Raw genomic sequence first — 25,125 nt, 5'->3', positions numbered from 1 at the left:
GTCGGCGTCAACCGCAGTTCCGCACAACCGCACCCAGGGGACCGTGATGCAACCCAGCCACAGGAAACCGCGAAACGCGAGCTCACTCGCCAACGCAACCACCACTGTGAATCGCGGGGAGGCGGGACTGCTGCTGGCGCTGGCCTGCGCGGGTTCGTTCGTGGTGATCCTCGATGCCACGATCGTCTCCGTCGCGCTGCCCGCGATCCGCGCCGAACTGGGGTTCACCGACACGACGCTGCCGTGGGTGGTCAACGCCTACACCCTCGCCTTCGCCGGGTGCCTGCTGCTCGGCGGCAGGCTGTCGGACGTGTACGGCCAGCGCCGCATGTTCGTGCTCGGCATGGGCCTGTTCACCCTGGCCAGGACGGTGGGCGGGCTGGTCTCCTCGGCCGAGCCGCTGCTGGCCGCGCGGGCCGTGCAGGGCGTCGGCGGCGCGCTGCTGATGCCGGTGACGCTCTCGCTGCTGACCACGACGTTCACCGAACCCGCGCAGCGCGCGCGGATGCTGGGCACCTGGAGCGCGGTGGGCGCGGTGGGTGCGGCGGCCGGGCCGGTGCTCGGCGGTCTGCTGACCGAGTGGGCGGGCTGGCGGTGGGTGTTCTTCGTCAGCGTGCCGATCGGGGTGCTGGCCGTCGCGGCCGCGCGGGCGACCCTGCCGCCGCGTCCGGACGGCGCGGTGCGACCGCGCCTGGACGTGCTCGGCGCCGTGCTGGTCACGGCGGGCCTGGTCGGCATCGTGTACGCGGTGATGCACTCGGCCGATGCGGGCGCATCGGTGTGGCCGCCCCTGTTGGCGGGCGCTGCGGTGCTGGGCGTGTTCCTGGTGCACCAGGCCCGGTGGTCGCGGGAACCGCTGGTGCCGCTGGGCATCTTCCGGCTGCGGTCGGTCAGCAGCGGCAACGTCGTGATGTTGTTGCTGGGGCTGGGTTTCTTCGCCAGCCCGATCCTGCTGTCGCTGTACCTGCAGGACGTGCACGGCTATTCGCCGCTGCACGCCGGGCTCGGCTACCTGCCGATCGGGGCCGCGCAGTTCGCCGGAGCTCAGCTCGCCGGAGCGCTGTCGGTCCGGTTGGGCGTGCGCCGCGCGGCGGTGCTGTCCTGCCTGGTCGGCGCGGCGGGCCTGGCCGGTGTCGCGCTGCTCATCGGGGTGCACGCCTCCTACGTGACCTCGGTGATGCTGCCCGGTCTGGTCTTCGGGTTCGGCACCACGGCGGCGTTCACCCCGATCACGATGGGCGCGACCAGCGGCGTCCCGGAGCACCAGAACGGCTTGGCCGCCGGACTGCTGAACACCGTCCGCCAGACCAGCGGCGCGATCGGGCTCGCCGTGCTGAGCGTGCTGTCGGCGGCCGTGGCCGCGTCGTGGCGGGCGGCGCACTCCGGGGACGACCTCAACGCGCTGGCGCACGGCTACACCGCCGCCTTCGCCGCATCGGCGGTCTGCCTCGCCGTCGCGGGGATCATCGCCGCGGTGGCGATGCCCGGCGATCAGCAGGGTGCGGGGAGCTCGGTCTCGGCGCGGAATCCCGGGCAGCGCTCGGCATCGCCGGGGGAGCGGCAGCCGAGCAGGCGGTCCAGGTAGGCGCGGGCGTTGGCCAGTTCCTGCTGCTGCCGTTCGATCTCCTCGATCCGCGCGGCGACTCCGTCGAGCCAGCCCGGCCCTTCGAGCATGTGCGCGATCTGGTCCAGGCCGAACAGGCCGCTGGTGCGCCACTCCTTGATCAGGGCGATGCGGTAGAGCTGATCGGTGTCGTAGCAGCGCTTCCCGGCGCGCCGGTGCGAGGTGATCAGCCCGCGCCGCTCCCAGTAGTGCAACGTCGACACGGCGAGCTCGAAGTGGTCGGCGACGACTCGGATGGGGGTCAAAGCGGTCACGGATCCATTCGACCGCACTCCGGTTGGTAAGGCAAACCTAACTCACCGTTCGCGCGCGCGGTGCGGAGCGTCGTGCCCGCCCTCGCGCGGCCCCGGGACGCCGACCGGCTCCCAGCCGCGGCGAGCGCGTTCCGCGGTCCGGCTGCGGTAGACGACGTACGGGCGGAACAGGTACCGCACCGCGGCGAAACCGCTCAGCGCGTGCACCAGCCTGGTGAACGGGAACAGCGCGAACAGCAGCATGCCCGCCAGCACGTGCGCCTTGAACGACCAGGGCACGTCCACCATCAGCGCCACCTCCGGCTGCAGCACGAAGATGCTGCGGAACCAGGGCGAGACGGTGGCCCGGTAGTCGTAGCCCTCGGTCACGCCGTTGGCCAGCACGGTGGTCAGCAGCCCGAGCAGGATCGCGCCGACCAGCACCAGGTACATCGCCTTGTCGTTCACCGTGGTCGCGGAGAACACCGGCCCGTTGCGGCGCCGCCGGTAGATCAGCAGCGCCACCCCGATCAGCGTGCACACCCCGGCCAGCGCGCCGAGCCCGACCGCCACCAGGTGGTAGAGCCGCTCGGACACGCCGAGCGCCGCCGTCCAGGATGCCGGGACGAGCAGGCCGATGACGTGTCCGACGATCACCACCAGCAGTCCGAAGTGGAACAGCGGGCTGGCGAACCGCAGCAGCCGCGACTCGTAGAGCTGCGAGGACCGGGTGGTCCAGCCGAACCGGTCGTAGCGCCAGCGCCACAACGAGCCGACCACCAGCACCGCGATCACCACGTACGGCGCGGCGCCCCACAGCAGCACGTCCCAAGTGCTCATCGCGGACCTCCGAACGGTTGCAGCGGCCCGGCCATGCCCACCGATTCCTGCGGCGGGCCGGTCGCGGCGATGCGCTTGGCCGAGCGCAGGGCTTCCGGCGTCGGCGCGGGCAGCGTTGTCAGCACCGCCTCGACGCCGTGCGCGTAGACCGTGCCCTGGTCGCGCAGGGCGGCGGCGAGCAGGGTGAGCCCGGCGTGGTGGTCGACCAGCAGCGCGGTGCCGCGTTCCTGGTCGGTGGTGGCGGCGAACTCCAGCACGACCGTCAGGTGGTCCGGCAGCTCGTCCACCGGCGGCAGCACGCCCGCCGCCCGGTAGATGCTCTTGAAGTCCACGATCGCGCGGCCCCGGTTCCGGGTGTCGCCGGCCGTCCAGTAGCTGAGGTACTGGCAGCAGCGGCGGCGCAGGTCGAAGGTTTCGACGTAGTGCTGCTGCGCGGCCAGCAGCGAAGCCGTTTCCAGGTGTCGCACCAGTTCCAGCAGCGGATCCCGTTGCGCGGCGGGGAGTTCCGCGCATCCCTCGCGCAGCAGCGGGAGTCGTTCGAGGAGTTCCTCGTCCGGGTAGGCGAGCAGGAACGCGGCGATCCGGTGGGTCAGCGCGCGTGCGCGGTCGAAGGTCATCAGCGGTCCTCGCCGTCGGGCGGGAACAGGCCCTCGGGCGTGCCGCGGCCGTCCCAGTTGAGCAGGTTCACCCGGCGCGAGCCGTCCGGGGCGGTGAAGTGCTCCGAGCTCTGCCGCTGCTTGAGCAGGTGGAAGTTCTCCACCGCCACCGGCACCGGGGCCCCGGAGATCTCGCCGAACGGGCCGGACTCGTACATGCCCGGCCCGCCCTCGTAGTCCAGCGAGCAGCCGGGTTCGTCGAGCTGCCCGGCGAGTTCGGCGTGCGCCTGCGGGATGACGTAGCGCTCCCCGTACTTCGCCAGTGCCAGCAGCCGGTACATCCGCTCCACCTGCGGAACGTCCAGCCCGGCGGCCTCCGGGATGGCCGGGTTCGGGGGCCGCCCGAGGTTGATGTCGCGCATGTAGGCGCGCATCGCGCCGAGCTTGCGCAGCGCCGCGGTGACCGGTGCGGTGTCCCCGGCGGTGAACAGCTCGGCCAGGTACTCCACCGGGATCCGCAGCGCGTCGATGGCGCCGAACAGGTTGCCCACGTCCTCGCCGTCGTGCCCGGTCTCCACCAGCTTGTCCACCACCGGCGACAGCGGCGGCACGTACCAGACCATCGGCAGCGTGCGGAATTCCGGGTGCAGCGGCAGGGCCACCCGGAAGTCCTTGATCAGCGCGTGGATCGGGGAGCGCTGCGCGGCCTCGACCCAGTCCGCGGGGATCCCGGCGCGACGCGCGGCGGTCACCACCTCCGGGTCGTTCGGGTCGAGCAGCACCTCCAGCTGCGCCGGGTACAGGTCGTGCTCGTCCGGCACCGAGGCCGCTTCGAGCACGCGATCGGCGTCGTAGAGCACCACGCCGAGGTACCGCAGCCGGCCGACGCAGGTCTCCGAGCACACCGTCGGCAGCCCGACCTCCATCCGTGGATAGCACAGCGTGCACTTCTCGGCCTTGCCGGTGCGGTGGTTGAAGTAGACCTTCTTGTACGGGCAGCCGGTGACGCACATCCGCCAGCCGCGGCACTGGTCCTGGTCGACCAGCACGATGCCGTCCTCGGAGCGCTTGTACATGGCCCCCGAGGGGCAGGAGGCCACGCAGGACGGGTTGAGGCAGTGCTCGCAGATCCGCGGCAGGAAGAACATGAAGGTCTCTTCGAAGGACTGCCGGATCTCGTCGGACAGCCGTTGCAGCACCGGGTCCTGCTGGGTGAGCTCGGGCGATCCGGCCAGGCTGTCGTCCCAGTTGGCGCTCCAGGAGATCCGCATCGGCTCGCCGGAGATCAGCGACCGAGGCCGGGCCACCGGGATCTGGTCGCCGGCCGGTGCGGAGATCAGGTTGTCGTAGTCGTAGGTCCAGGGCTCGTAGTAGTCCTGGATGGCGGGCATCTTCGGGTTGGCGAACAGCGACAGCAGCCGCTTGACCCGCCCGCCGCCGCGCAGCTTCAACCGCCCGCGGTGCAGCCGCCACCCGCCACGCCACTTCTCCTGGTCCTCGTAGGTGCGCGGATATCCCTGCCCCGGGCGGGTTTCCACGTTGTTGAACCACACGTACTCGACGCCGCCGCGGTTGGTCCACGCCTGCTTGCAGGTGACCGAGCAGGTGTGGCAGCCGATGCACTTGTCGAGGTTCATCACCATCGCGAGCTGGGCCATCACGCGCATCAGTACTCGACCTCCTGGCTGCGGCGGCGGATCACGGTGACCTCGTCGCGCTGGTTGCCGGTCGGGCCCAGGTAGTTGAACGCGAACGAGAGCTGGGCGTAGCCGCCGACGAGGTGGGTGGGCTTGAGCAGCAGCCGGGTCAGCGAGTTGTGCATCCCGCCGCGCTGCCCGGAGATCTCCGACTTCGGCACGTCCACCACACGGTCCTTGGCGTGGTAGACGTACACCGTGCCGGTCGGCATCTTCTGCGACACCACGGCCCGCGCCACCACCACGCCGTTGCGGTTGACCGCTTCCACCCAGTCGTTGTCGCGCACGCCGATCCGCTCCGCGTCGGCCGGGCTCAGCCACAGGTCCGGCCCGCCGCGCGAGAGCGCCAGCATCAGCAGGTTGTCCTGGTACTCGGAGTGGATCGACCACTTCGAGTGCGGCGTCAGGTAGCGCACCGAAACCGCTGCGCCGTCAGGGGATTCCGGCTCGCCGAACAGCCGGTGGATGTTCAGCGGCGGCCGGTAGACGGGCAGGCCCTCGCCGAGATCGGCCATCCAGTCGTGGTCGAGGTAGAAGTGCTGGCGGCCGGTCAGGGTGTGCCAGGGCTTGAGGCGCTCGACGTTGACCACGAACGCGCTGTATCGGCGCCCGCCGTGCTCGCTGCCGCTCCACTCCGGGGAGGTGATCACCGGCACCGGGCGGGCCTGGGTGTCGGCGAAGGTGATCCGCCTGCCCTCGTCGGCCTGCGCCAGGTCGGCCAGCCGCACTCCGGTGCGCCGTTCGAGCTCCCGGAACCCCGCCACCGCGATGCGGCCGTTGGTGGTGCCCGACAGCGCGAGGATCGCCTCGCAGGCGTCCACGTCCCGCGCCAGCGACGGCCGCCCGTCGGCCACCCCGCCCCGCGCGGTGCCGTTCTGGTGCCGCAGCCGCTCGACCTCCTGATCGGGGATGACGTGCCAGCCCTTGTTGCCCACGCCGAGCTCGTCCACCAGCGGCCCGAGCGCGGACATCTTCGCCGCCACCGCCGGGTAGTCGCGCTCGACGACGACCAGCTTCGGCATCGTGACGCCCGGAACGGCGTCGACCTCGTTGCGGGTCCAGTCGCGCACGACACCGCCCGGGGTGGCCAGCTCGTCCGGCGTGTCGTGCAGCAGCGGGGCCGCCACCAGGTCCTCGCGCACGCCCAGGTGCGTCTCGGCGAGCTCGGAGAACTTGCGGGCGATCGCGTGGAAGGCGTCGAAATCGCTGCGGGTCTCCCACGGCGGGGTGATCGCCGGGGTGAAGGCGTGCACGAACGGGTGCATGTCGGTGGACGACAGGTCGTGCTTCTCGTACCAGGTGGCGGCAGGCAGCAGCACGTCGCTGAACAGGCCGGTGCTGGTCATCCGGAAGTCCAGCGAGAGCAGCAGGTCGAGCTTGCCCTCCGGGGCGTACGGGTGCCAGCGCACGTCGTGCGGGCGCCGGCCCGGCGGTGCTTCCTCGGCCCGCAGCGCCGAATCGGTGCCCAGCAGGTGCTTGAGGAAGTACTCGTTGCCCTTCGCCGAGGAGCCCAGCAGGTTCGCCCGCCAGACGGTGACGATCCGCGGCCAGTTCGCCTCGTCGTCCGGGTCGGTGCAGGCGAACTTCAGCCGCCCGGAGCGCAGCTCGGCGATGACGTGCTCGGCGGGGTCCGCCTTCGCCGCACGGGCCTCGGCGACCAGCTCAAGCGGGTTGCGGTCGAACGTCGGGTACGACGGCATCCAGCCCAGCCGCGCGGACTGGGCGATGCAGTCCGCCATCGACATGCCCCACAACTTCCCCGGGCCGAGCGGGTGGATCAGCTCCTCGGCACCGAGCGCGTCGTAGCGCCACTGGTCGGTGGCCAGGTACCAGAACGCGGTGCCGATCATCTGGCGCGGCGGGCGCGTCCAGTCCGTCGCACCGGCCAGCGTCGCCCAGCCCGTCGCCGGGCGGCACTTCTCCTGCCCCACGTAGTGCGCCCAGCCGCCGCCGTTGACGCCCTGGCAGCCGGTCAGCGTAAGCAGGGCCAGGAACGCGCGGTAGATCGTGTCGGCGTGGAACCAGTGGTTGGTGCCCGCGCCCATCAGGATCATCGACCGGCCACCGGATTCCTCGGCGTTGCGGGCGAATTCGCGGGCCACCCGGATCGCCTGCGCGGCAGGGACCCCGGTGATCTCCTCCTGCCACGCCGGGGTGTGCGGGCGCGGATCGTCCAGCCCGCGCGGCCAGTCGCCCGGCAGGCCGGGCCGCCCGACGCCGTAGTCGGCCAGCACGAGGTCGAAGACGGTGGTCACCAGCCGACCGCCGAGCCGGATCGCGGGCACGCCCCGGCGCAACCTGGCGCGGCGGTCGTCGGGCACGTCGAAGCGCGGGAGCTCGACGGAGACCGCCTCCGCCGCGGCGTGGTCGAGCAGGCTCAGCTGCGGCCGCACGTCGCCGAGGTCGAGGTTCCACCGCCCGGCGCTCGCCTCGTCGAAGCGGAAGCCGAGGCTGCCGCCCGGCACGTGCTCGCGGCCGGTGCGCTCGTCCACCAGCACCGGTTTGAAGCGGTCGTGCGCGCCGGTGGCGCCGAGATCGGCGGCGGTGACGAACTTGTCCGGCACCAGGCCCTCGCCGGTGTCCCGCAGCGCCACCAGGAACGGCAGATCGGTGTAGCGGCGCGCGTAGTCGGCGAAGCGCGGAGCCTGCCGCTGCACGAAGAAGTCCCGCAGGATCACGTGCCCCATCGCCATGGCCAGCGCGCCGTCGGTGCCGGGCTGCGGTGCCAGCCAGGTGTCGGCGAACTTGACGTTGTCGGCGTAGTCCGGCGAGACCACCACGACCTTCTGGCCCCGGTAGCGGGCCTCGGTCATGAAGTGCGCGTCCGGAGTGCGGGTGACCGGCACGTTGGAGCCCCACATCACCAGGTAGCTCGCGTTCCACCAGTCCGCGGACTCGGGCACGTCGGTCTGGTCGCCGAACACCTGCGGCGAGGCCACCGGCAGGTCGGCGTACCAGTCGTAGAACGACAGCATGGTGCCGCCGATCAGCGAGGTGAACCGCGCGCCCGCGGCGTGCGAGACCATCGACATCGCCGGGATGGGGGAGAACCCGGCGATCCGGTCCGGCCCGTACCGCCGGATCGTGTGCACGTGCGCGGCGGCGACGAGCTCCACGGCCTCGTCCCAGCTCGCCCGCACCAGCCCGCCCTTGCCGCGCGCCCGCTGGTAGCGCCGCCGCAGCCCGGGATCGTCCACGATGGACTCCCACGCGAGCACCGGATCGCCGGTGGCCGCCCTGGCGCGGCGGTACATCTCCAGCAGCACGCCGCGCACGTACGGGTAGCGCAGCCGGGTGGGCGAGTAGGTGTACCAGGAGAACGCGGCCCCGCGCGGGCAGCCGCGCGGCTCGTACTCGGGCGAATCCGGCCCGACCGACGGGTAATCGGTCTGCTGCGCCTCCCAGGTGATGACGCCGTCCTTGACGTAGACCTTCCACGAGCACGAGCCGGTGCAGTTCACGCCGTGCGTGGAGCGCACCACCTTGTCGTGGCTCCACCGGTCCCGGTAGAAGACGTCGCCCTCGCGCCCGCCGACCAGTTCGACGGTGCGCAGGTCCGCCGAGACCTTCCCGGGGGCGAGCAGCTTGCGGGTGCGCAGCAGCAGGTCGGAGACCGGCCCGTCGAGTCCCGCTTCCGGTCGCTTGGCCATTCGCCGGACTCCTTCGCGAGTCGCCGGGGTTGGTGACCGCCGCTGGTCGCGCTGTCGATTCGCCGCGCGCGACCGCGGCCCGCAAACTCGACGATTGGGCCGACCAGCGCACCACGCAACTCGGCGACCGGTCGGCCACCGCCGGGTGCCGAGCGCCCAAGAACGCTCCGTTTCCCCTGGTCAAGCCCCGTGAGTGCTTTGAGGTGCGATAGCACCGCAAAACACTCACGGGCCGCCACCAGCGAAAACGGAGCCGGCGAGGGCGATTTCGCGCGGAATCGCACCGGAACGAACCGAGAGCCGAGGTGTTCGCAGTGGTCAGTCATCCCGCGCCCGCCCACCTCGGGCTGGCGGCCGAATCCGCCCAGAAGTGGATCGTGCTGGGCGTGTCCACCCTCGCGTTCGCGGTCAACTTCTGGGCCTGGGCGCTGCTCAGCCCGCTCGCCCCCGGCATCGGGCAGCGCCTCGGGCTGGCACCGTTCACCCAGTCGATCCTGGTGGCGCTGCCGGTGATCATCGGCTCCGTCGGCCGGATCCCGGTCGGCTCGCTGACCGACCGCTACGGCGCGCGGCCGATGTTCACGGTGCTCAGCCTGCTGACGATCGTGCCGGTGCTGCTGGTCGGGCTGTTCCCGGACGCGCTGCCGGTGCTGATGATCGGCGGTGTGCTGCTCGGCCTCGGCGGCACGACCTTCGCCGTCGGGGTCCCGGCGGTCAACGGCTGGTTCCCGCCCGCCAACCGCGGCACGGCGCTCGGCGTGTTCGGCGTCGGCACCGGCGGAACCGCCGTGGCCACGTTCAGCACGCTGCCGCTGGTCAGCGCCTACGGCCAGTTCGCCCCGTTCCTGGTCGTGTCGGTGGCGCTGGTCGTGGTGGCGGCGCTGTCCTGGACGCTGCTGCGCGACCCGGCCGACCGCACGGCTCCGGCGGGATCGGCCTTCAGCCGCACCGTCGAGACCCTGCAGCTGGGAGCGACCTGGCAGCTCTCGGTGCTCTACGCGCTCACCTTCGGCGGCTTCGTGGCGTTCAGCGTCTACCTGCCCACCTACTTGAAGACCGCCTACGACCTGACCGCGGCGGACGCGTCGACGCGCACCGCGGGGTTCGTGGTGCTGGCCGTGATCGCCAGGCCCATCGGCGGCTGGCTGTGCGACCGGGTGCACCCGGCCACCGTGCTCGGCGCGCTGTGCTCGCTGGCTGCGCTGCTCGCCGTGCTCGCCGCTTTCGAGCTCCCGCTGGTGCCGGTCGGCACGATCGCGTTCCTCGGGCTGGCCGCGGTGCTGGGTGCGGGCGCCGGAGCGGTGTTCGCGCTGGTCGCCAAGCTGGCCCCGGCGGACCAGGTGGGCGCGGTGACCGGGCTGGTCGGCGCGGCGGGCGGCCTCGGCGGCTTCTTCCCGCCGCTGGTGATGGGTGCGATCTACGGCACCGCGGGCCAGTACACCTGGGGCTTCGTGCTGCTCGCGCTGGCCGCGGTGGGCTGCGCGGCGCTGTCGTTCACCGTGGTCCGCCGCGCGGCCGCGGCCTGATGCTCTCGCCGCTCACCCGGTTGGGGATGCGTGTTGCGCGGGGTACCGACATGATCTCCGGGAAGCCCTCGCAGGGTAGCCTGATGGGGGAAGGGACATTGCGGCGGAATTCGGGCTCGCCCACCGTCGCGGTTCCGGCCTTGGCAGTACTTTTCACGGAGGTGTCAGCGGTGTCCAACCCATTCACCGGCGCGAGCCGGCCGACGCCGGGCACACCCAACCTGCCCACGCCGCCGAGCGGCTGGCCGATCGGCTCCTACGGCACTTACGAAGAGGCGCAGCGCGCCGTGGACCACCTCGCGGACAGCGACTTCCCGGTGCAGGAGGTGACCATCGTCGGCGTCGACCTGATGCTCGTCGAGCGGGTCACCGGACGGCTGACCTGGGGCCGGGTGCTGGGCGGCGGCGCGGCGTCCGGCGCGTGGTTCGGCCTGCTGGTAGGCCTGATCATGGGCATGTTCACCCCGCAGGGCAACTGGTTCGGCCCGGTGCTGGCCGGTCTCGGCGCGGGTGTGCTGTTCGGCCTGGTCTTCGCGGCGGTCGGCTACGCCTCGACCCGGGGCCGCCGGGACTTCTCCTCGGCGAGCCAGCTGGTCGCGGGCCGCTACGACGTCCTGGCCCAGCCCCGCCACGCGGAACAAGGCCGGGACCTCCTCGCCAAGCTCGCGATGAAACCCCCGCCCGCCCAGTAGGCGCGCAGTCCGTTCCGAGCGCCGTCGATCGAGGTCGAGCGTGGCGGCGCCGGCGATCTGCGGATTCGTCCAGAAGTGGACCCAGGACCCCCGCGGGAGCGGGAGCCTGAGTCTCGCGCTTTCCGGTGGCCGCTCATCGTCGTCTCCTGGCTGGGCATCGCCGTGAGGACCGCTGGCGTGGTCGGATTCTCGCTGCGCGCGTTCGGGGTTGTTGCGGCTCTCGGCCCGCCGGCGGTCGGATGGTCCACCTGTTCGACCCTGGCGGCCGGTGCGGTCTGTGGGCTTGCGCGGGCCATCACCACGGTGGGGCTCGCCAGGGGCCGACGGGTGACGACCGCCGGATGACGGCGCCGTTCGGCTGAGTTGCCCCTGACGAACAAGGCAGCGCTGTGCGGCTTTCGGAGCATTGCCGGTTTCGCCGATATTCACGGGTTGGCAACAAGGGTCGCGGCGGTCTTGCCTCGATTGATCAAGAAGCCTAGCTTTCCAGCACCGGCTCACCGCCGGTGGTGGCAGGCGACGAAGCCCCGCGATGCTTGGTCGTGGCTGCGACCAGCAACCGGGAGGACCGATCGTGAGAGTTCGCCGCACACGTCGCGCGGCCGTGCTGGGGGCGTCGCTGGTGTGCGCATCCGCGCTGACCGCCTGCGCCCCGGCATCGAGCGCGAACACCGTGAACCTCTACAGCGCGCCCGAGGAGAACCTGCAGCAGAACGTGGATCGCTGCAACGCCGAGTCGGGCGGCCGCTACAACATCGTCTACCACAAGCTGCCCCGCGACGCCGACGGCCAGCGCGAGCAGATGGTGCGCCGCCTCGCCGCCGGTGACACCGGGCTCGACATCCTGTACCTGGACGTCACCTGGGTGGGCGAGTTCGCCGAGGCGAAGTGGATCCGGGAGTGGACCGGGCAGCACAAGGCGGACGTGGAGCGCGGCACCCTGCAGGGTCCGCTGCAGACCGCGACCTGGGACGGCAAGCTCTACGCGGCGCCGAAGAACACCAACGTGCAGCTGCTCTGGTACCGCAAGGACCTGGTGCCCGAACCGCCGGAGACCTGGCAGGAGATGATCGAAGGCGCCCAGCGCCTGAAGCAGGAGGGCAAGCCGCACTGGATCTCGCTCACCGGCGCGCAGTACGAGGGCGTGTACGTGCACTTCAACACGCTGGTCGAGTCGGCAGGCGGGCGCGTCATCTCCGAGGACGGCCGCACCGCTGTGGTCGACGACGGCGCGGTGCGGGCGCTGCAGGCGCTGCGCGACCTCGGCACGGCGGGCGTGACCAGCGCGTCGATGAACAACGCCAAGGAGGACGACGCCCGGCAGGAGTTCGAGACCGGGCAGGCCGCGTTCCAGCTGAACTGGCCGTTCGTCTACGCCTCGATGGTGGAGAAGAAGCCCGAGCTGGTGGACAAGGTCGGCTGGGCGCGGCTGCCCGGCCTGCAGCCCGGGGTGCCGAGCAAGTCCACCATCGGCGGCGCGAACTACGCGGTGAGCAGCTACTCGACCAAGCCGGACCTGGCCTTCGAAGCCACCAAGTGCCTGCGCAACCCGGAGAGCCAGAAGTTCTCCGCGCTCAACGACGGCGTGCCGCCGACGATCGAGTCCGTCTACGCCGAACCCGAGATGGCCGCCGAGTACCCGATGCGCGACACCATCCTGGAGGCCCTCAAGGACCCGGGCGTGCGGCCGGTGACGCCTGCCGCCCAGAACGTCTCCACGGTGCTGTCCAAGATGCTGTCCCCGATCGGTGAGATCGACCCGCAGCCCACCGCGGTCCGGATGCGCACCGAGGTGCAGAACGCCTTGGAATCCAAGGGAGTGATGCCCTGATGGTGCAGCAGCAGGACGCCCTTCCAGTGGCGAAGGCGATCAGCGAGGGCAAGAAGGCGGAGCGCAAGCTCGGCTGGCTGCTCTGCGCCCCGGCCGCGCTGGTGATGCTCGCGGTCACCGGCTACCCGGTCCTCTACGCGCTGTGGCTGTCGTTCCAGCGCTTCGACCTGAAGTACCCGGACCAGCGCGAGTTCGTCGGGCTGGACAACTACATCACCGTGCTGGGCAACGGCTACTGGTGGACCGCCTTCGGGGTGACCGTGCTGGTCACCGTGGTGTCGGTGGTCATCGAGTTCGTGCTGGGCATGGGCCTGGCGCTGATCATGCACCGGGCGCTGGTCGGCCGCGGCCTGGTCCGCACCGTCACCCTTATCCCGTACGGGATCGTCACGGTGGTGGCCGCGTTCAGCTGGCGCTACGCGTGGACGCCGGACACCGGCTACCTGGCCAACGCGATCACGCCGGACGGCGCACCGCTGACCGAGCACGCCAGCGCGCTGGCCATCGTGGTCCTCGCCGAGGTCTGGAAGACCACGCCGTTCATGGCGCTGCTGCTGATGGCCGGACTGGCGCTGGTGCCCGACGACCTGCTCAAGGCGGCGGCGATGGACGGCGCCGGGCCGTGGCAGCGGTTCGTGAAGGTGATGCTGCCGGTGATGAAACCGGCCATCCTCGTCGCGGTGCTCTTCCGCACCCTCGACGCCTTCCGCGTCTTCGACAACATCGTGGTGCTCACCTCCGGCGCGCAGGACACCTCCTCGGTGTCGGTGCTGGCCTACAACAACCTGATCAAGGGATTGAACCTCGGGATCGGCTCCACCATGTCGGTGCTGATCTTCATCGCGGTCGCGCTCATCGCGTGGATCTTCGTCAAGCTCTTCGGCACGGCCGCGCCCGGTAGCGACGACAAGGGGAGGCGCTGATGGCGGGCGTGGGCGGGGCGGAGACCCCCGCGCGGAAGGCCAAGTGGACGGTGCTCAACGCCGTCGTCGTGGTCTACGCGCTGCTGCCGGTGCTGTGGATCCTGTCGCTGTCGTTCAAGACGCCCGAGACGCTGTCCGACGGCAACCTGATCCCGCGCGAGTGGACGCTGGAGAACTACGCGGCGATCTTCAGCACCACCGAGTTCACCCGCGCGCTGCTGAACTCCATCGGCATCGCGCTGATCGCCACCCTGATCGCGGTGGTGCTCGGCACCATGGCCGCCTACGCGATCGCCCGGCTCGACTTCCCCGGCAAGCGGCTGCTGGTCGGGGTGTCGCTGCTGATCGCGATGTTCCCGCAGGTGTCGCTGGTGTCCCCGCTGTTCGAGATCGAGCGGGTGCTGGGGCTGTTCGACACCTGGCCGGGCCTGATCCTGCCCTACATCACCTTCTCGCTGCCGCTGTCGATCTACACGCTGTCGGCGTTCTTCCGGGAGATCCCGTGGGAGCTGGAGAAGGCGGCGAAGATGGACGGCGCGACGCCCGGCCAGGCGTTCGCGAAGGTGATCGCGCCGCTGGCCGCACCGGGCGTGTTCACCACCGCGATCCTGGTGTTCATCTTCTGCTGGAACGATTTCCTGTTCGCGATCTCGCTGACCTCCACGGAGAACTCCCGGACGGTGCCGGTGGCGCTGCAGTTCTTCACCGGCAGCTCGCAGTTCGAGGACCCGACCGGGTCGATCTCCGCCGCGGCGGTGGTGATCACCGTTCCGATCATCTTGTTCGTGCTGTTCTTCCAGCGACGCATCGTGTCCGGACTGACCTCCGGCGCAGTGAAGGGGTAACCGAAGTGGCCGAGATCGTGCTGGACAAGGTGACCAAGCGCTATCCGGACGGGGCGCTGGCGGTCAACGAGGTGAACCTGGAGATCGCGGACGGCGAGTTCGTGATCCTGGTCGGGCCGTCCGGCTGCGGGAAGTCCACCACGCTGAACATGATCGCCGGGCTGGAGGACATCAGCGGCGGCGAGCTGCGCATCGGCGGGGAGCGGATGAACGAGCGCGCGCCGAAGGACCGCGACATCGCGATGGTGTTCCAGTCCTACGCGCTGTACCCGCACATGACGGTGTTCGAGAACATGGCCTTCCCGCTGCGGCTGGCCAAGGTCGACTCGACGACGGTGCGCACGAAGGTCGAGGAGGCGGCCAAGATCCTCGACCTGACCCAGCACCTGCAGCGAAAGCCGGCCAACCTCTCCGGCGGGCAGCGCCAGCGCGTCGCGATGGGCCGGGCGATCGTGCGCAGCCCCAAGGCCTTCCTGATGGACGAGCCGCTGTCCAATTTGGACGCCAAGCTGCGGGTGCAGATGCGGACCTCGGTGTCGAAGCTGCAGAAGCGGCTCGGCACCACGACGGTCTACGTCACGCACGACCAGACCGAGGCGATGACCCTGGGCGACCGCGTGGTGGTCCTGCGCGGCGGCGTGGTGCAGCAGGTGGGCGCGCCGCAGCACCTCTACGAGCACCCGGCGAACCTGTTCGTGGCGGGCTTCATCGGCTCCCCGGCGATGAACTTCGTGCCGGTCGAGGTCGCCGAGGGCGTGCTGCGCAGCCCGCTCGGCGACGTGCCCCTGAACGATCGCCTCCGCCGCGCGCTGGAAGCCGCGGACGCCCCGCGCGAGCTGGTGCTCGGCATCCGCCCGGAGCACTTCGAGGACGCCGCGCTGCTCGACGACGCGGCCCGCGCCTCGGGCGCGACCTTCCGCGGCGAGGTGGACGTGGTGGAGGAGATGGGCTCTGACAAGTACGTCTACTTCACCCTGCACGGCGGGCGGGCGAGCACGGCGGAGCTGGACGAGCTGGCCGCCGACAGCGGCACCTCGGAGGTCCCGACCGACGAGGGCCAGGTTGTCACCCGCCTCTCGGTGCAGTCCGCGGCCCGCGAGAACCAGGAGCTCGAAGTCTGGTTCGACCCCGACAAGATCCACCTCTTCGACCCCGGCACCGGCGCCACTCTCACCTGATCGGCGGACGCCCGAGGTCCTGGGTCCAGTAGACGCGGTACTGGCTGGACGGGACGTCGACGCGGCCGATGCCGAGGTCGGTGAACTTGCAGTTGAGGATGTTGCCGCGGTGCACGGCGGTGTCCATCCACTTCTGGAAGACGACCTCGGCCGAGTCGTAGCCCGCGGCGATGTTCTCGCCGATGTAGTCGCCCGGGTAGCCCGCGGCGCTGGTGCGGGCCGCGGGCTGGCTGCCGTTGCTGCCGGTGTGGTCGAAGAAGTTCCGGTGCGCCATGTCCGCGCTGTGCCCGGTCGCCGCCTCGCCCAGGTCGGCGTTCAGGCGCAGCGGCGGGCAGCCGGCGTCGGCCCGGGCGCCGTTGGTCAGGTCGAGCATCTGCTGCTCGGCCGACGGCGTTCTCGCCGCCGGGTGCAGCGGCCCGGCGCTGAACAGCGCCAGGACCGCGGCAGTTGCGCACAAAGACGACATCCGCGACCACCCCCGCCGTTGGAAAGCCCTGTCCGGTGGGAGTTATAACCGCGGAACGATCGTGCTGCGCGTCGAGCCGCCGAATTGCGGCCGACGCCGGAGCGTGCTTTTCCAGGCCACAGTGGACGAATTGATCAAGCCTGGTTCGAGATCAGCACGAAGAGGGTGAAGATCCATCCCACGAGCAGGGCTACGAGGATGGTGAGCTTGTTGGTCATCAAGCGAGTCATGGCGGTGCCTCCGACGTGAACAACGAGGATCTGCAAGAGATTCGCCCTCACGATGTGGCCCGCGGTCGATCCCGGCAGGCGTCAGCGCACGGCGGCGCTCGGCGCGGCGGGAACCGCGTCCCACATCGCGCCGGGTTTTCGCTGCACCCACGAGGTGTGCCGGAACAACTGCTCCGCGATCTGCCTGCGCGTCAGCGGACTTCGCCGCGGTCGCGGCGCGGTGCTGAGGCGCCGATGCCTGGCCCGCCCTTGGTGCTGCAGCAACAGGTGCATGACGACCTCCTCACGCGCGGACACCGCCCGAACGGGGCGGGCGGTGGAGAACGGCAGGTGGTGCGCCTGGAAGAAGACCGGGCGCGAAGTGACCCCGCACAGCGTATCGTCCGAGATCCGGACTTCGTTACCGAGTGCCATCACAGCCACTTGTTCCGCCGGAAGATCTTGAACAGCACCACGCAGGCGACCAGCATCACCACGAGCACTCCCGGATACCCGTAGACCCAGTCCACCTCGGGCATGTTGGTGAAGTTCATCCCGTAGATCCCGGCGATCATCGTCGGCGTCGAGATGATCGCGACCCACGCGGAGATCTTCCGCATGTCGGTGTTCTGCTGGAGCGTGATCTTGGCCAGCGTCGCGTCCACCAGCGTGGTCAGCAGCTCGTCGAAGGAGCCCACCATCTCCGAGACCTTCGCCAGGTGGTCCTCGACGTTGCGGAAGTAGGAGCGCACCTCGTCGGCGACCATCGGCGTGTAGCCCTCGGCCAGCCGCTGCATCGGCTTGGTCAGCGGCAGCACCGCCCGGCGCAGCTCCAGAACTTCGCGCTTCATCAGGTAGATCTGCTCGGCGTCGACCTTGGTGCGCGGCTCGAAGACCTCGGCCTCGATCTCGTCGATGTCGTCCTGGATGGCCTCGGTGACCTCCAGGTAGGTGTCCACCACGTGGTCGGCCACCCCGTGCAGCACCGCGGACGGGCCCAGCGCCAGCTGCTCCGGGTCGGCCTCCAGCTGGCTGCGCACCTGGCCGAGCCCGGCGTGCTTGCCGTGCCGGACGGTGATCACGAAGTCGCGGCCGAGGAACACCATCAGCTCGCCGGTGTCGACGATCTCGCTGGTCGCCGACCGGCGGTCCGACGACAGGTAGCGGACCGTCTTGAGCACCATGAACAGCGTGTTGTCGTAGCGCTCCAGCTTCGGCCGCTGGTGGGCGTGCACGGCGTCCTCCACCGCGAGCTCGTGCAGCCCGAAGGTGTCGGCGAGCCCGTTGATCTGCTCCTCGGTGGGCTCGTGCAGCCCGATCCAGACGAACCCGGTGCCGCGGCGGCGGACCTCCTCGACGGCGTCGGAGTGGTTCCAGCTGCCCTCGACGCGGTTCCCGTCGACGTAGATCGCGCAGTCCACCACGTAGTCGGACGTCGGCGCGGGCGCGCGGGGAGTGCTGCGGGGCGCACGGCTGCTTCGGTTGCGCAAACCGAGCGAGGGGAGGTTGGGCACGGCTGCCTCCAGGAGTCCGGGGCGCGATCCACCCGGGTGGATCGTCCGGGGGAAGGCGTGCTGCAGGGGTCTCGCTGCTCACGCATCCCGGCCGGGCCCGGACCGGACTACCGGCGAACGGGCGCTCCGGCGGGGATGCGGTTGGTACTGCACGGAAGAGCGCTATCGGCGCTATTGCCCACGATCCCTCACCTCCTGCGGTCGTCCACCCGGTGCGGTGGTCCTCTCGTCGGCCAACCGGCAACGATACTCCGTCCGGGTACCGTCGCGGCAACCGCTCTCGCCGAGCATCACGCCGCGCACCGGATCGCGGCGGAAACGGGTGAATTGGGCGGTGTGGGCGAATGCGGTGCCGTCCGGGTCCGATTCGGACGTTCACGCATAACCCGGTCGAATTCCGGCGATCACTCGTTGCGGGGTAAACAACCCCAGGCGCGCAGGCAGTCCGCCAAGCCCTCGGTCAGGGCGCCGTCGGCGTCGAGTGTGGCGAAAGTCGCACTGTCCGCCCAGATGGCATCGGCAGCATCGTCACCAGCGCAAAGGGCCCAGTCGTTGGTCCGGCAGGAGTAGTCGAGGATCTCGTAGGTGCCCCGCGGTGCCGGCCGGAGGACGCGGCCGACGAGTGCACCCACGGTGACCGAGAGCCCGGTTTCCTCCTGGACTTCGCGCTGTACCGCCGAATGGTCGGTCTCACCCTGCTCCACTCGGCCGCCCGGCAGCGACCACTTCCCGGCACTGGGGGCATGTGCGCGTTTGACCAGCAGCAACCGGCCGAGCGGGTCGTGGATCACGGCTCCGACGCAGCGGATCACGGGGTTCTCCGATACGATCATCGACACGGAGGGTAGTTGATCCGAGCCTGCTCGGAGACGACTGACCCAAGTGCGGTACAAAGCTGCCGTAAAGCGGCGAAGTGCGGTACAACGGATCAGCAAACGCCTGCGCTACTCAAGGGCATTTTCGGACGGGGTGCGTGACAGTGAACATCAAGAAAATCCTCACGTGGGCCGGAGTTGCTTTCGTTCTGTACTTCCTGTTCACCGCGCCGGTGCAAGCCGGTGGCGTGGTGACCGGCATCACGGATGGCCTGAAGGGCGCTGCTGAGGCCGTCATCACCTTCATGCAGAACCTCATCCAGTAAGCGCGAGCCGCGGGAGGCGGGTGCCTTGTTCGCTCCGAGGGATCCCGACGAGTACCTGCTGGACACCGAACGCAGGGTGATCCGCGTGCGGCGCCATTGGGCGTGCTTGCTGTGGGATCTCTTCGAGGCGATCGGCCTGCTCGTCGGTCTGGTGATGGTGTCCTACCTGCTGCCGGCGGGGAACGCCTGGTTGTTCCAGAACATCCTCTGGTACGCCGGACTGGTCGTGCTGGTGCGCTTCACCTACCAGGTGCTGGACTGGTACGTGGAACGCATCGTCGTCACGGACAAGCGGTTCCTGCTGACGACCGGCATCTTCACCACCAACGTGGCGATGATGCCGATCACCAAGGTCACCGACCTGACGTTCGCGCGAACCCTGATGGGCCGGATCTTCGGATACGGCACGCTGGTCGTGGAGTCGGCGGGTCAGATCCAGGCGCTCAACCGCATCGAGTACGTGCCGAACCCGACCGAGGTCGAGGACGCGATCTCCGGCCTGGTCTTCGGTGACAAGAAGGGTCAGCAGCAGGACCGCTTCTCGATGCTCAAGGCGCGCCGCGCCGCGGTGGGCAAGCGCAAGGCCGCCAAGCTCTGAGCGGAGATCGGCCCGGCGGGTGTTCGGCCTGCCGGGCTGTTCGCTGCCTGGACTGCGGTCGGCGGGGTCTGCCGGGCATGGGTCACACTGGTGGGTGTGCGAATCGACCTGCACACGCATTCCACCGAGTCCGACGGCACCGACACACCGGCTGAGCTGGTGGCGACGGCCGTCGCGGCCGGGCTGGACGCCATCGCGATCACCGACCACGACACCACCGCGGGCTGGGCGGAAGCCGAGCGCGCGGTGCGCGAACTGGCTCAGCCGGGCGGTTTTCGGCTGGTGCCGGGTGCCGAGCTCTCGTGCTCCTGCCCGGACGGCAACGGCCGGACGATCACGGTGCACCTGCTGGCGTACCTGTTCGCCCCGGACTCGGCCGCGCTCGTCGCCGAGCAGTCGCGGCTGCGCGCGGAGCGGCGGACGCGGTTGCACGAGATGGCTCGGCACATGGCCGCCGACGGCTTCCCGATCGATCCGGACGGGCTGATGGCCGGACTGCCGCCGGATTCGCCGGGCGGTCGCCCGCACCTCGCCCGGGCGCTGGTCGACGCCGGGACGGTGGCCAGCGTCAACGAGGCGTTCGCCAGGTTCCTCGGCGGCAGCGGGCGCTACTACCTGCCGCGCACCGACACACCTGTGCACCGCGCCATTGAGATGATCACCGACGCCGGCGGTGCGACGGTGCTCGCGCACCCCTTCGCGACGGCGCGCGGCCCGGTGGTGAGCGAGGAAGTGGTCGCGGAGCTGGCCGAGCGCGGGCTGGCGGGCATCGAGATCGACCACCCCGACCACGACCCGGCGACGCGCGAGCGGTTGCGCGGACTGGCCGGCGAGCTGGACCTGATCCCGACCGGGAGCAGCGACTACCACGGCACCAACAAGACGATCCGGATCGGCCAGGAGACCACCCCGCCCGACTCGCTGGACCGGCTGATCGACCGGTGCACCGGCAGCAAGGTGATCTGCTGAGAGCCGATGGGCGGTCGCCTGGCGCTGGCGCCGCTCGCGCGGGCGCGGACTTCTGATCGGGGCCGGTCGAGGGGCAGCCGCAAAACTGCGTACTGTGGGTCGCGTGCAAGGGCAGCTAGGCCTTGAGGGCATTCCCAGCAAGTTGGTGCGGGTGACTCCGGCCCGCCTGTCGAACTGGCAGCAGTGCCCGCGCAAGTACCGCATGACCTACCTCGATCGTCCGACCCCGCCGCGCGCCGGTGCCCGGGCGAACGCCACGCTGGGCGCGGTGGTGCACAACGCGCTGCGGGCCTACTTCGACCTGCGCGTCGACCAGCGGTCGCCGGAGCGGGCGGCGGTGCTGGTTCGGGAGCACTGGAAGTCCGACGGGTTCGCGGGCCCCGAGCAGGCCGCCGAATACCGGGAGCGGGCCCAGGAGTGGGTCCGCGGGTACGTGGCCGAGCTGCCCCCGGCCGATACCCCGGTCGCCGTGGAGCGGTGGGTTTCCGCGCCTGCCGGCTCGATCATCGCCGAAGGCCGGGTGGACCGCATCGACGAGCGGGACGGGGAACTCGTCGTCGTCGACTACAAGACCGGCAGGTACGGACTCAGCGTCAGCGACGCGCGGGATTCGCTGGCACTGGGTCTCTACGCCTTGGCCGTGCGCAAGCAGTTCCACCGGACCTGCCGCCGCGTCGAGCTGCACCACCTGCCCACCGGAACCGTCGCGAGCTGGGTGCACACCGCGGAATCGCTGGCCGCGCTGCGGGAACGGGCCGAGCAGCTGGCCGCGGAGTTCCAGAGCGCCGCCGACGAGCTGTCCTTCGGCGGCGATCCGGAGGCGCTGTTCCCGGTGCGGACCGGGCGGCACTGCTCGTGGTGCGAATTCCGGTCGCACTGCGCCGAGGGCAAGCAGGCGGCGCCGGATCTGCCGTCCTGGTCGGCGTTGGAAGCCTGATGAGCAGGCGATTCGACTACGAGCAGCCGCGCGAGTCGCGGCAGTTCCGAACGCGGCCGATCCCCGTCGACGGAGCCCGGAGGCGGCACTCGCGCAAGGCGCCCAGCCGCAGCGGGAGCGCGATCCGCGGGCTGAGCGGTGCGCTGGCGGTGGGCTCCCTGGTGCTCGCGCTGGCGCTCGTCGGCGTGCAGTTCTGGGCGACGGGGCAGGGGCAGCAAGGGCCCGGTCTACCTGCGGTGATCTCCCAGCTGGTGACGTCGGTGGCGGCTGTGGCGGCGCAGGCGGTCGCCGATCGCCGCCGCGATCTGATCGGCGGGCTCGCGACGCTGGGCGTGTTCGCCCTCGTGCTGGGCTCGCTGTGGTTCTGGTGGTGGGCCTGACGCCCGGTCAGCGCAGGGCGACGAGGGTGTCGCCGCGCTGCTCCAGCACCACCGGGCCGACCGAGTTGAGCTGCACCGGGCCGGTGTAGCCGGCGCGGTCCACCGGGATCACCCGCTCGCGGTGGCCGGTGGCGGGATCCAGGACGGCGAGCCCGTCGCGCACCGGGACCAGCAGCTTCCCGCCGAACTCGATGCCCGGCCCGCTGGTGTCCGGGGCGGTCCACAGCGGGGCGAGGGTCGCCGGGTCGAGCGCGACGGTGTCCGCGCCGGTGTGCCAGTAGATCCGGCCCTCGACGGTGGTGGTCGACTCGACCTGCACGTTCGCCCGGAAGTCCGGGGTGCCGACGCGGACCGGGTAGTGCGCCACCTCGCGGCCGCTGTTGTCGAGCACGACCACCGCGGAGTGGTCGCGCTCCACCACGGCGACGTGCTCGTCGGTGACCGCGACGACTCCGGCCGAAGCGCTGCCCAGCCCGACGCTGAGGACTTCCTCCGGCTTCTCGTCGTCCTCCGGCCGGGTCTTGATGACCGTGACCCGACCCAGCTCGCGCGGGCAGTTCTCGATCGCCGCGGTGCGCTCGTCGCCGACCGCCAGGGAGGAGTACGTGCAGTCCGGGCGCTGCATGTTGTTGTCCGGGTTCTTGATGGCGGGCGGGATGCCGAACTGCTGGGTGCGCACCAGGTCCGAGCGCCAGGACTCGAAGGTCCGCTGCCCGGTGGCGGTCACGTAGGTGCCGTCGGAGAGCAGCTGGGTGCCCGGCTCGGCATCGGAGTTGCGCTGCGGCCCGCGGACGCCGGTCGGTCCCCGCAGCGAGGTGACCTCGCTGCAGTTGAGGGACTTGCGGAAGACCGCGATCGCGCGGTCCCACTCGGCGCCGACCGTGCACAGTGGAATGTCGCGCGCGTAGCGCCAGGCGACCAGGCCCGACGCCGGATGCCGCCCGAGGACCTCGTTGCCCGCACCGGTCACCACCGCCGGGCCCGCGACCACGGGAACCGGGGTGGCCGGGCTCGGTGCCCGCCACGCCTCGGTCAGCGCTTCGGGAACGCCGTCGACCCACGGCGGATCCAGCACCGGGTGCGTGGCGACCTCGGAAACGGTGGCCCGGGCATCGCTGTTGATCCACAGCACGGTGCCGGTGACCACCACGGCAACCGCGATCAGCGCGACCACGACGAGATCGGTACGCGTACGCCGCTCCGGCCGGACCACCATCACTCCTAAAAGGGGCAAGCTCTCGTCGACGGCGAGCTTAGTGTTTTTCGTGGTTGCTTCGCCCGGGTGGTCGCGTAGCGGAAGCTGAGAAGCTCCCTGAACTGCGGGTGCCCGTCCTGTCCGATACCCGGCGGAGGAGCGAAACCTCTCAGAACCCGCGGGCGGTCACTCTGCATAGCTCGTACAAGCGCGACGACTTCGCCGACAGGCCTTCGGCGCTCGTCCGCAACCGGCAGGTGCCCGCCGAGCTCACCGGCTCCTGAACTGGCAAGACCGCTGGTTTCGCGCGAAACCAGCGGTCTTCTCGTGGACCGGGTGGCGATCTCGGTTCGAAACCGCCACCCCGCGGTCTCCGCTACGCGGCGCCGCCTTCGGCGTTGCCGCTGCGCGCCGAGCCACCGGCTTCGCCGGCCTGCTCGCCGCCGCTCGGGCGACGCCTCCGGCGCCGACGGCGCGGCCGCTCACCTGCGTCGGCTTCCCCGCCTGCGGCGGGCGCCTCCGGTGCCGGTGCGCTGGTCTCGGCTCCACCGCCGCGGGTGCGGCGGCGCTGCCGGGTGCGCGCGGGCCGGGTCTCGGCGTCGCTGTCCTGGCGGGCGCCGGTCTCGGCCTCGCCGCGCGACTCCTTGCCGCCGCGGGTGCGGCGGCGGTTGCGCCGCGGGCGCTTGGCCTCGCCCTGCGTCTCCGGCTCGGCGTCCAGGCCTTCCCGGGTGCGCTTGGCCAGCGGCAACCGGCCCGTCACGTCGGTCGGGATGTCGAGGTCGGTGAACAGGTGCGGCGAGGTGGAGTAGGTCTCCACCGGCTCCGGCTTGTCCAGGCCGAGCGTGTCGCTGATCAGCTTCCACCGGGGCTCTTCGTCCCAGTCGACCAGCGTGATCGCGACGCCTTCGCGGCCCGCCCGGCCGGTGCGGCCGATCCGGTGCACGTAGGTCTTCTCGTCGTCCGGGCACTGCAGGTTGATCACGTGCGTGACGCCGGCCACGTCGATGCCGCGGGCGGCCACGTCGGTGGCGACCAGCACGTCGACCTTGCCGGAGCGGAACGCGCGCAGCGCCTTCTCGCGGGCGCCCTGACCGAGGTCGCCGTGCACCGCGCCGGCCGCGAAGCCGCGCTCGGTGAGCTCGTCGGCCAGCTTCTGCGCCTGCCGCTTGGTGCGGCTGAAGATCATCGCCAGGCCGCGGCCCTCGGCCTGCAGGGCCTTGGCGATCAGCTCGCTCTTGTCCATCGAGTGGGCCCGGTAGACCAGCTGCCGGGTGCGCTCGTGCACCGCGCTCTCGTCGGCCTGCTCCGCGCGGATGTGCGTCGGGCGGGTCATGAAGGTGCGGGCCAGGGTCAGGATCGGGCCCGGCATGGTGGCCGAGAACAGCATGGTCTGCCGCTGCTCGGGAACCATGTGCAGGATCCGCTCGATGTCCGGCAGGAAGCCCAGGTCGAGCATCTCGTCGGCCTCGTCGAGCACCAGCCCGCGGACCTTGCCGAGCACCAGGTGGCGCTGTTCGGCCAGGTCGAGCAGGCGGCCCGGAGTGCCGATGACCACGTCGACGCCCTTGCGCAGGGCGGAGATCTGCTCCTCGTACGGGCGGCCGCCGTAGACGGCGACGGTGCGCACGCCCAGGTGCTTGCCCGCGTCGGTGAGGTCGCGGGTGACCTGCAGGCACAGCTCGCGGGTGGGGACCACGACGAGCGCCTGCGGGGTGCCGTCGCCGGGCACCTCCACGCGGTGCAGCAGCGGGACGCCGAAGCCCAGCGTCTTGCCGGTGCCGGTGCGGGCTTGACCGATCAGGTCCTCGCCGCCCATGGCCAGCGGCAGGGTCAGCTCCTGGATGGCGAAGGTGCGCTCGATGCCCGCTTCGCTCAGCGCCCGGACGATGTCCGGGTGCACGTCCAGCTCGGCGAAGGTCGGGGCCTGCGGGTTCGCGTGCACGACCGGGGTGGTTTCCTCGGGGCTGCCGCCCCCGTTGGGATCTTCGAGGCCGTCGGGGGCCTGGCTGTTGGTGAACGTCAGAATGATCGCCTCTCTCGGTACCTGCGCGCTCGCGTCCCGGCTCGGGCCGATCCGTGGC

At 70.8% G+C, this 25,125-nt stretch carries 23 protein-coding genes; 12 read left to right on the top strand and 11 right to left on the bottom strand.

Annotation, left to right across the window (positions count from 1 at the left end; all coding sequences use genetic code 11):
- Positions 1-106: 106 nt before the first annotated feature.
- Positions 107-1,585 (top strand): DHA2 family efflux MFS transporter permease subunit, encoded by a 1,479-nt coding sequence (locus C4T78_RS18335; protein ID WP_235863270.1) that lies wholly within the window; start codon positions 107-109, stop codon positions 1,583-1,585.
- Here C4T78_RS18335 and C4T78_RS18330 read toward each other — a convergent pair.
- From C4T78_RS18330 to C4T78_RS18310, 5 genes are read right to left on the bottom strand one after another with little or no spacing between them, the layout of a single operon-like run.
- Entirely contained in the window at positions 1,492-1,878 is a 387-nt protein-coding gene (locus tag C4T78_RS18330; protein ID WP_093349222.1) for a MerR family transcriptional regulator, read from the bottom strand. The genes C4T78_RS18335 and C4T78_RS18330 overlap by 94 nt on opposite strands.
- Before the next feature lie 42 nt (positions 1,879-1,920).
- Complete coding sequence (gene narI, locus C4T78_RS18325; RefSeq protein WP_093349220.1) at positions 1,921-2,697, bottom strand: respiratory nitrate reductase subunit gamma; 777 nt, start codon at positions 2,695-2,697, stop codon at positions 1,921-1,923.
- Complete coding sequence (narJ, locus tag C4T78_RS18320; RefSeq protein WP_093349217.1) at positions 2,694-3,314, bottom strand: nitrate reductase molybdenum cofactor assembly chaperone; 621 nt, start codon at positions 3,312-3,314, stop codon at positions 2,694-2,696. The genes narI and narJ overlap by 4 nt, the downstream gene beginning before the upstream one ends.
- The gene (gene narH, locus C4T78_RS18315; RefSeq protein ID WP_093349215.1) at positions 3,314-4,960 is read right to left on the bottom strand and encodes a nitrate reductase subunit beta; all 1,647 of its coding nucleotides are present in this window, start codon (positions 4,958-4,960) and stop codon (positions 3,314-3,316) included. Before narH ends, narJ begins: the two co-directional genes overlap by 1 nt.
- Positions 4,960-8,640 carry a nitrate reductase subunit alpha gene (locus C4T78_RS18310; protein ID WP_093349212.1) on the bottom strand — a complete coding sequence of 1,227 codons (3,681 nt, stop codon included), beginning with the start codon at positions 8,638-8,640 and terminating at the stop codon, positions 4,960-4,962. Before C4T78_RS18310 ends, narH begins: the two co-directional genes overlap by 1 nt.
- Positions 8,641-8,954: 314 nt before the next feature.
- Here C4T78_RS18310 and C4T78_RS18305 point away from each other — a divergent pair, with 314 nt between their 5' ends.
- The 6 genes from C4T78_RS18305 (at position 8,955) to C4T78_RS18280 (ending at position 15,635) form a co-directional block, all read left to right on the top strand.
- Positions 8,955-10,166 carry an MFS transporter gene (locus C4T78_RS18305; protein WP_093350064.1) on the top strand — a complete coding sequence of 404 codons (1,212 nt, stop codon included), beginning with the start codon at positions 8,955-8,957 and terminating at the stop codon, positions 10,164-10,166.
- 170 nt (positions 10,167-10,336) lie between these two features.
- The gene (locus C4T78_RS18300) at positions 10,337-10,858 is read left to right on the top strand and encodes a YflT domain-containing protein (protein ID WP_093349210.1); all 522 of its coding nucleotides are present in this window, start codon (positions 10,337-10,339) and stop codon (positions 10,856-10,858) included.
- 532 nt (positions 10,859-11,390) lie between these two features.
- Positions 11,391-12,689, top strand: coding sequence for an ABC transporter substrate-binding protein (locus tag C4T78_RS18295; RefSeq protein ID WP_177247480.1), 1,299 nt, complete (start codon positions 11,391-11,393; stop codon positions 12,687-12,689).
- Positions 12,689-13,612 carry a carbohydrate ABC transporter permease gene (locus tag C4T78_RS18290; RefSeq protein ID WP_093349207.1) on the top strand — a complete coding sequence of 308 codons (924 nt, stop codon included), beginning with the start codon at positions 12,689-12,691 and terminating at the stop codon, positions 13,610-13,612. The genes C4T78_RS18295 and C4T78_RS18290 overlap by 1 nt, the downstream gene beginning before the upstream one ends.
- On the top strand, positions 13,612-14,457 hold the full coding sequence (locus tag C4T78_RS18285; protein ID WP_093153098.1) for a carbohydrate ABC transporter permease: 846 nt from the start codon (positions 13,612-13,614) through the stop codon (positions 14,455-14,457). The genes C4T78_RS18290 and C4T78_RS18285 overlap by 1 nt, the downstream gene beginning before the upstream one ends.
- 5 nt (positions 14,458-14,462) lie before the next feature.
- Positions 14,463-15,635: an ABC transporter ATP-binding protein gene (locus tag C4T78_RS18280; RefSeq protein WP_093349205.1), complete on the top strand. Its 1,173-nt coding sequence runs from the start codon at positions 14,463-14,465 to the stop codon at positions 15,633-15,635.
- Here C4T78_RS18280 and C4T78_RS18275 read toward each other — a convergent pair.
- The 4 genes from C4T78_RS18275 to C4T78_RS18260 form a co-directional block, all read right to left on the bottom strand.
- Positions 15,628-16,101, bottom strand: a complete 474-nt coding sequence (locus tag C4T78_RS18275; protein WP_093349202.1) for a CAP domain-containing protein — start codon at positions 16,099-16,101, stop codon at positions 15,628-15,630. The genes C4T78_RS18280 and C4T78_RS18275 overlap by 8 nt on opposite strands.
- Before the next feature lie 311 nt (positions 16,102-16,412).
- Complete coding sequence (locus C4T78_RS36090) at positions 16,413-16,604, bottom strand: hypothetical protein (RefSeq protein ID WP_143185763.1); 192 nt, start codon at positions 16,602-16,604, stop codon at positions 16,413-16,415.
- 140 nt (positions 16,605-16,744) lie between these two features.
- Positions 16,745-17,824 (bottom strand): magnesium/cobalt transporter CorA, encoded by a 1,080-nt coding sequence (gene corA, locus C4T78_RS18265; protein WP_093349197.1) that lies wholly within the window; start codon positions 17,822-17,824, stop codon positions 16,745-16,747.
- Positions 17,825-18,228: 404 nt separating this feature from the next.
- Positions 18,229-18,657, bottom strand: coding sequence for an NUDIX hydrolase (locus tag C4T78_RS18260; protein ID WP_177247479.1), 429 nt, complete (start codon positions 18,655-18,657; stop codon positions 18,229-18,231).
- Between the two features lie 146 nt (positions 18,658-18,803).
- Here C4T78_RS18260 and C4T78_RS36465 point away from each other — a divergent pair, with 146 nt between their 5' ends.
- The 5 genes from C4T78_RS36465 (at position 18,804) to C4T78_RS18240 (ending at position 21,849) form a co-directional block, all read left to right on the top strand.
- Positions 18,804-18,965: a hypothetical protein gene (locus C4T78_RS36465; RefSeq protein ID WP_170210195.1), complete on the top strand. Its 162-nt coding sequence runs from the start codon at positions 18,804-18,806 to the stop codon at positions 18,963-18,965.
- 25 nt (positions 18,966-18,990) lie between these two features.
- Positions 18,991-19,563, top strand: a complete 573-nt coding sequence (locus C4T78_RS18255; protein ID WP_093349193.1) for a PH domain-containing protein — start codon at positions 18,991-18,993, stop codon at positions 19,561-19,563.
- A gap of 87 nt (positions 19,564-19,650) precedes the next feature.
- Positions 19,651-20,532, top strand: a complete 882-nt coding sequence (locus tag C4T78_RS18250; protein ID WP_093349190.1) for a PHP domain-containing protein — start codon at positions 19,651-19,653, stop codon at positions 20,530-20,532.
- A 103-nt stretch (positions 20,533-20,635) separates the two neighbouring features.
- Complete coding sequence (locus C4T78_RS18245) at positions 20,636-21,469, top strand: RecB family exonuclease (protein WP_093349187.1); 834 nt, start codon at positions 20,636-20,638, stop codon at positions 21,467-21,469.
- Entirely contained in the window at positions 21,469-21,849 is a 381-nt protein-coding gene (locus C4T78_RS18240) for a hypothetical protein (protein ID WP_177247478.1), read from the top strand. Before C4T78_RS18245 ends, C4T78_RS18240 begins: the two co-directional genes overlap by 1 nt.
- 7 nt (positions 21,850-21,856) lie before the next feature.
- Here C4T78_RS18240 and C4T78_RS18235 read toward each other — a convergent pair whose 3' ends face one another.
- Together C4T78_RS18235 and C4T78_RS18230 are read right to left on the bottom strand one after the other, a co-directional pair.
- The gene (locus C4T78_RS18235) at positions 21,857-23,065 is read right to left on the bottom strand and encodes an Rv3212 family protein (RefSeq protein ID WP_235863268.1); all 1,209 of its coding nucleotides are present in this window, start codon (positions 23,063-23,065) and stop codon (positions 21,857-21,859) included.
- A 355-nt stretch (positions 23,066-23,420) separates the two neighbouring features.
- Entirely contained in the window at positions 23,421-24,986 is a 1,566-nt protein-coding gene (locus C4T78_RS18230; RefSeq protein WP_235863266.1) for a DEAD/DEAH box helicase, read from the bottom strand.
- Positions 24,987-25,125 lie beyond the last annotated feature (139 nt).

Origin of the sequence: Saccharopolyspora kobensis (assembly GCF_900108315.1) — a bacterium.
In the GTDB taxonomy this organism is placed as follows: domain Bacteria; phylum Actinomycetota; class Actinomycetes; order Mycobacteriales; family Pseudonocardiaceae; genus Saccharopolyspora; species Saccharopolyspora kobensis.
This window is presented reverse-complemented; position numbering and strand designations above follow the sequence as displayed.

What these genes read in the sequence shown, in the direction of transcription:
- narI (WP_093349220.1), bottom strand. Translation starts at nt 2,697, where the DNA reads ATGAGCACTTGGGACGTGCTGCTGTGGGGCGCCGCGCCGTACGTGGTG.
- narJ (WP_093349217.1), bottom strand. Translation starts at nt 3,314, where the DNA reads ATGACCTTCGACCGCGCACGCGCGCTGACCCACCGGATCGCCGCGTTC.
- narH (WP_093349215.1), bottom strand. Translation starts at nt 4,960, where the DNA reads ATGCGCGTGATGGCCCAGCTCGCGATGGTGATGAACCTCGACAAGTGC.
- C4T78_RS18310 (WP_093349212.1), bottom strand. Translation starts at nt 8,640, where the DNA reads ATGGCCAAGCGACCGGAAGCGGGACTCGACGGGCCGGTCTCCGACCTG.
- C4T78_RS18295 (WP_177247480.1), top strand. Translation starts at nt 11,391, where the DNA reads ATGCTTGGTCGTGGCTGCGACCAGCAACCGGGAGGACCGATCGTGAGA.
- C4T78_RS18290 (WP_093349207.1), top strand. Translation starts at nt 12,689, where the DNA reads ATGGTGCAGCAGCAGGACGCCCTTCCAGTGGCGAAGGCGATCAGCGAG.
- C4T78_RS18285 (WP_093153098.1), top strand. Translation starts at nt 13,612, where the DNA reads ATGGCGGGCGTGGGCGGGGCGGAGACCCCCGCGCGGAAGGCCAAGTGG.
- C4T78_RS18275 (WP_093349202.1), bottom strand. Translation starts at nt 16,101, where the DNA reads ATGTCGTCTTTGTGCGCAACTGCCGCGGTCCTGGCGCTGTTCAGCGCC.
- C4T78_RS36090 (WP_143185763.1), bottom strand. Translation starts at nt 16,604, where the DNA reads ATGCACCTGTTGCTGCAGCACCAAGGGCGGGCCAGGCATCGGCGCCTC.
- C4T78_RS18260 (WP_177247479.1), bottom strand. Translation starts at nt 18,657, where the DNA reads ATGATCGTATCGGAGAACCCCGTGATCCGCTGCGTCGGAGCCGTGATC.
- C4T78_RS18240 (WP_177247478.1), top strand. Translation starts at nt 21,469, where the DNA reads ATGAGCAGGCGATTCGACTACGAGCAGCCGCGCGAGTCGCGGCAGTTC.
- C4T78_RS18235 (WP_235863268.1), bottom strand. Translation starts at nt 23,065, where the DNA reads ATGGTGGTCCGGCCGGAGCGGCGTACGCGTACCGATCTCGTCGTGGTC.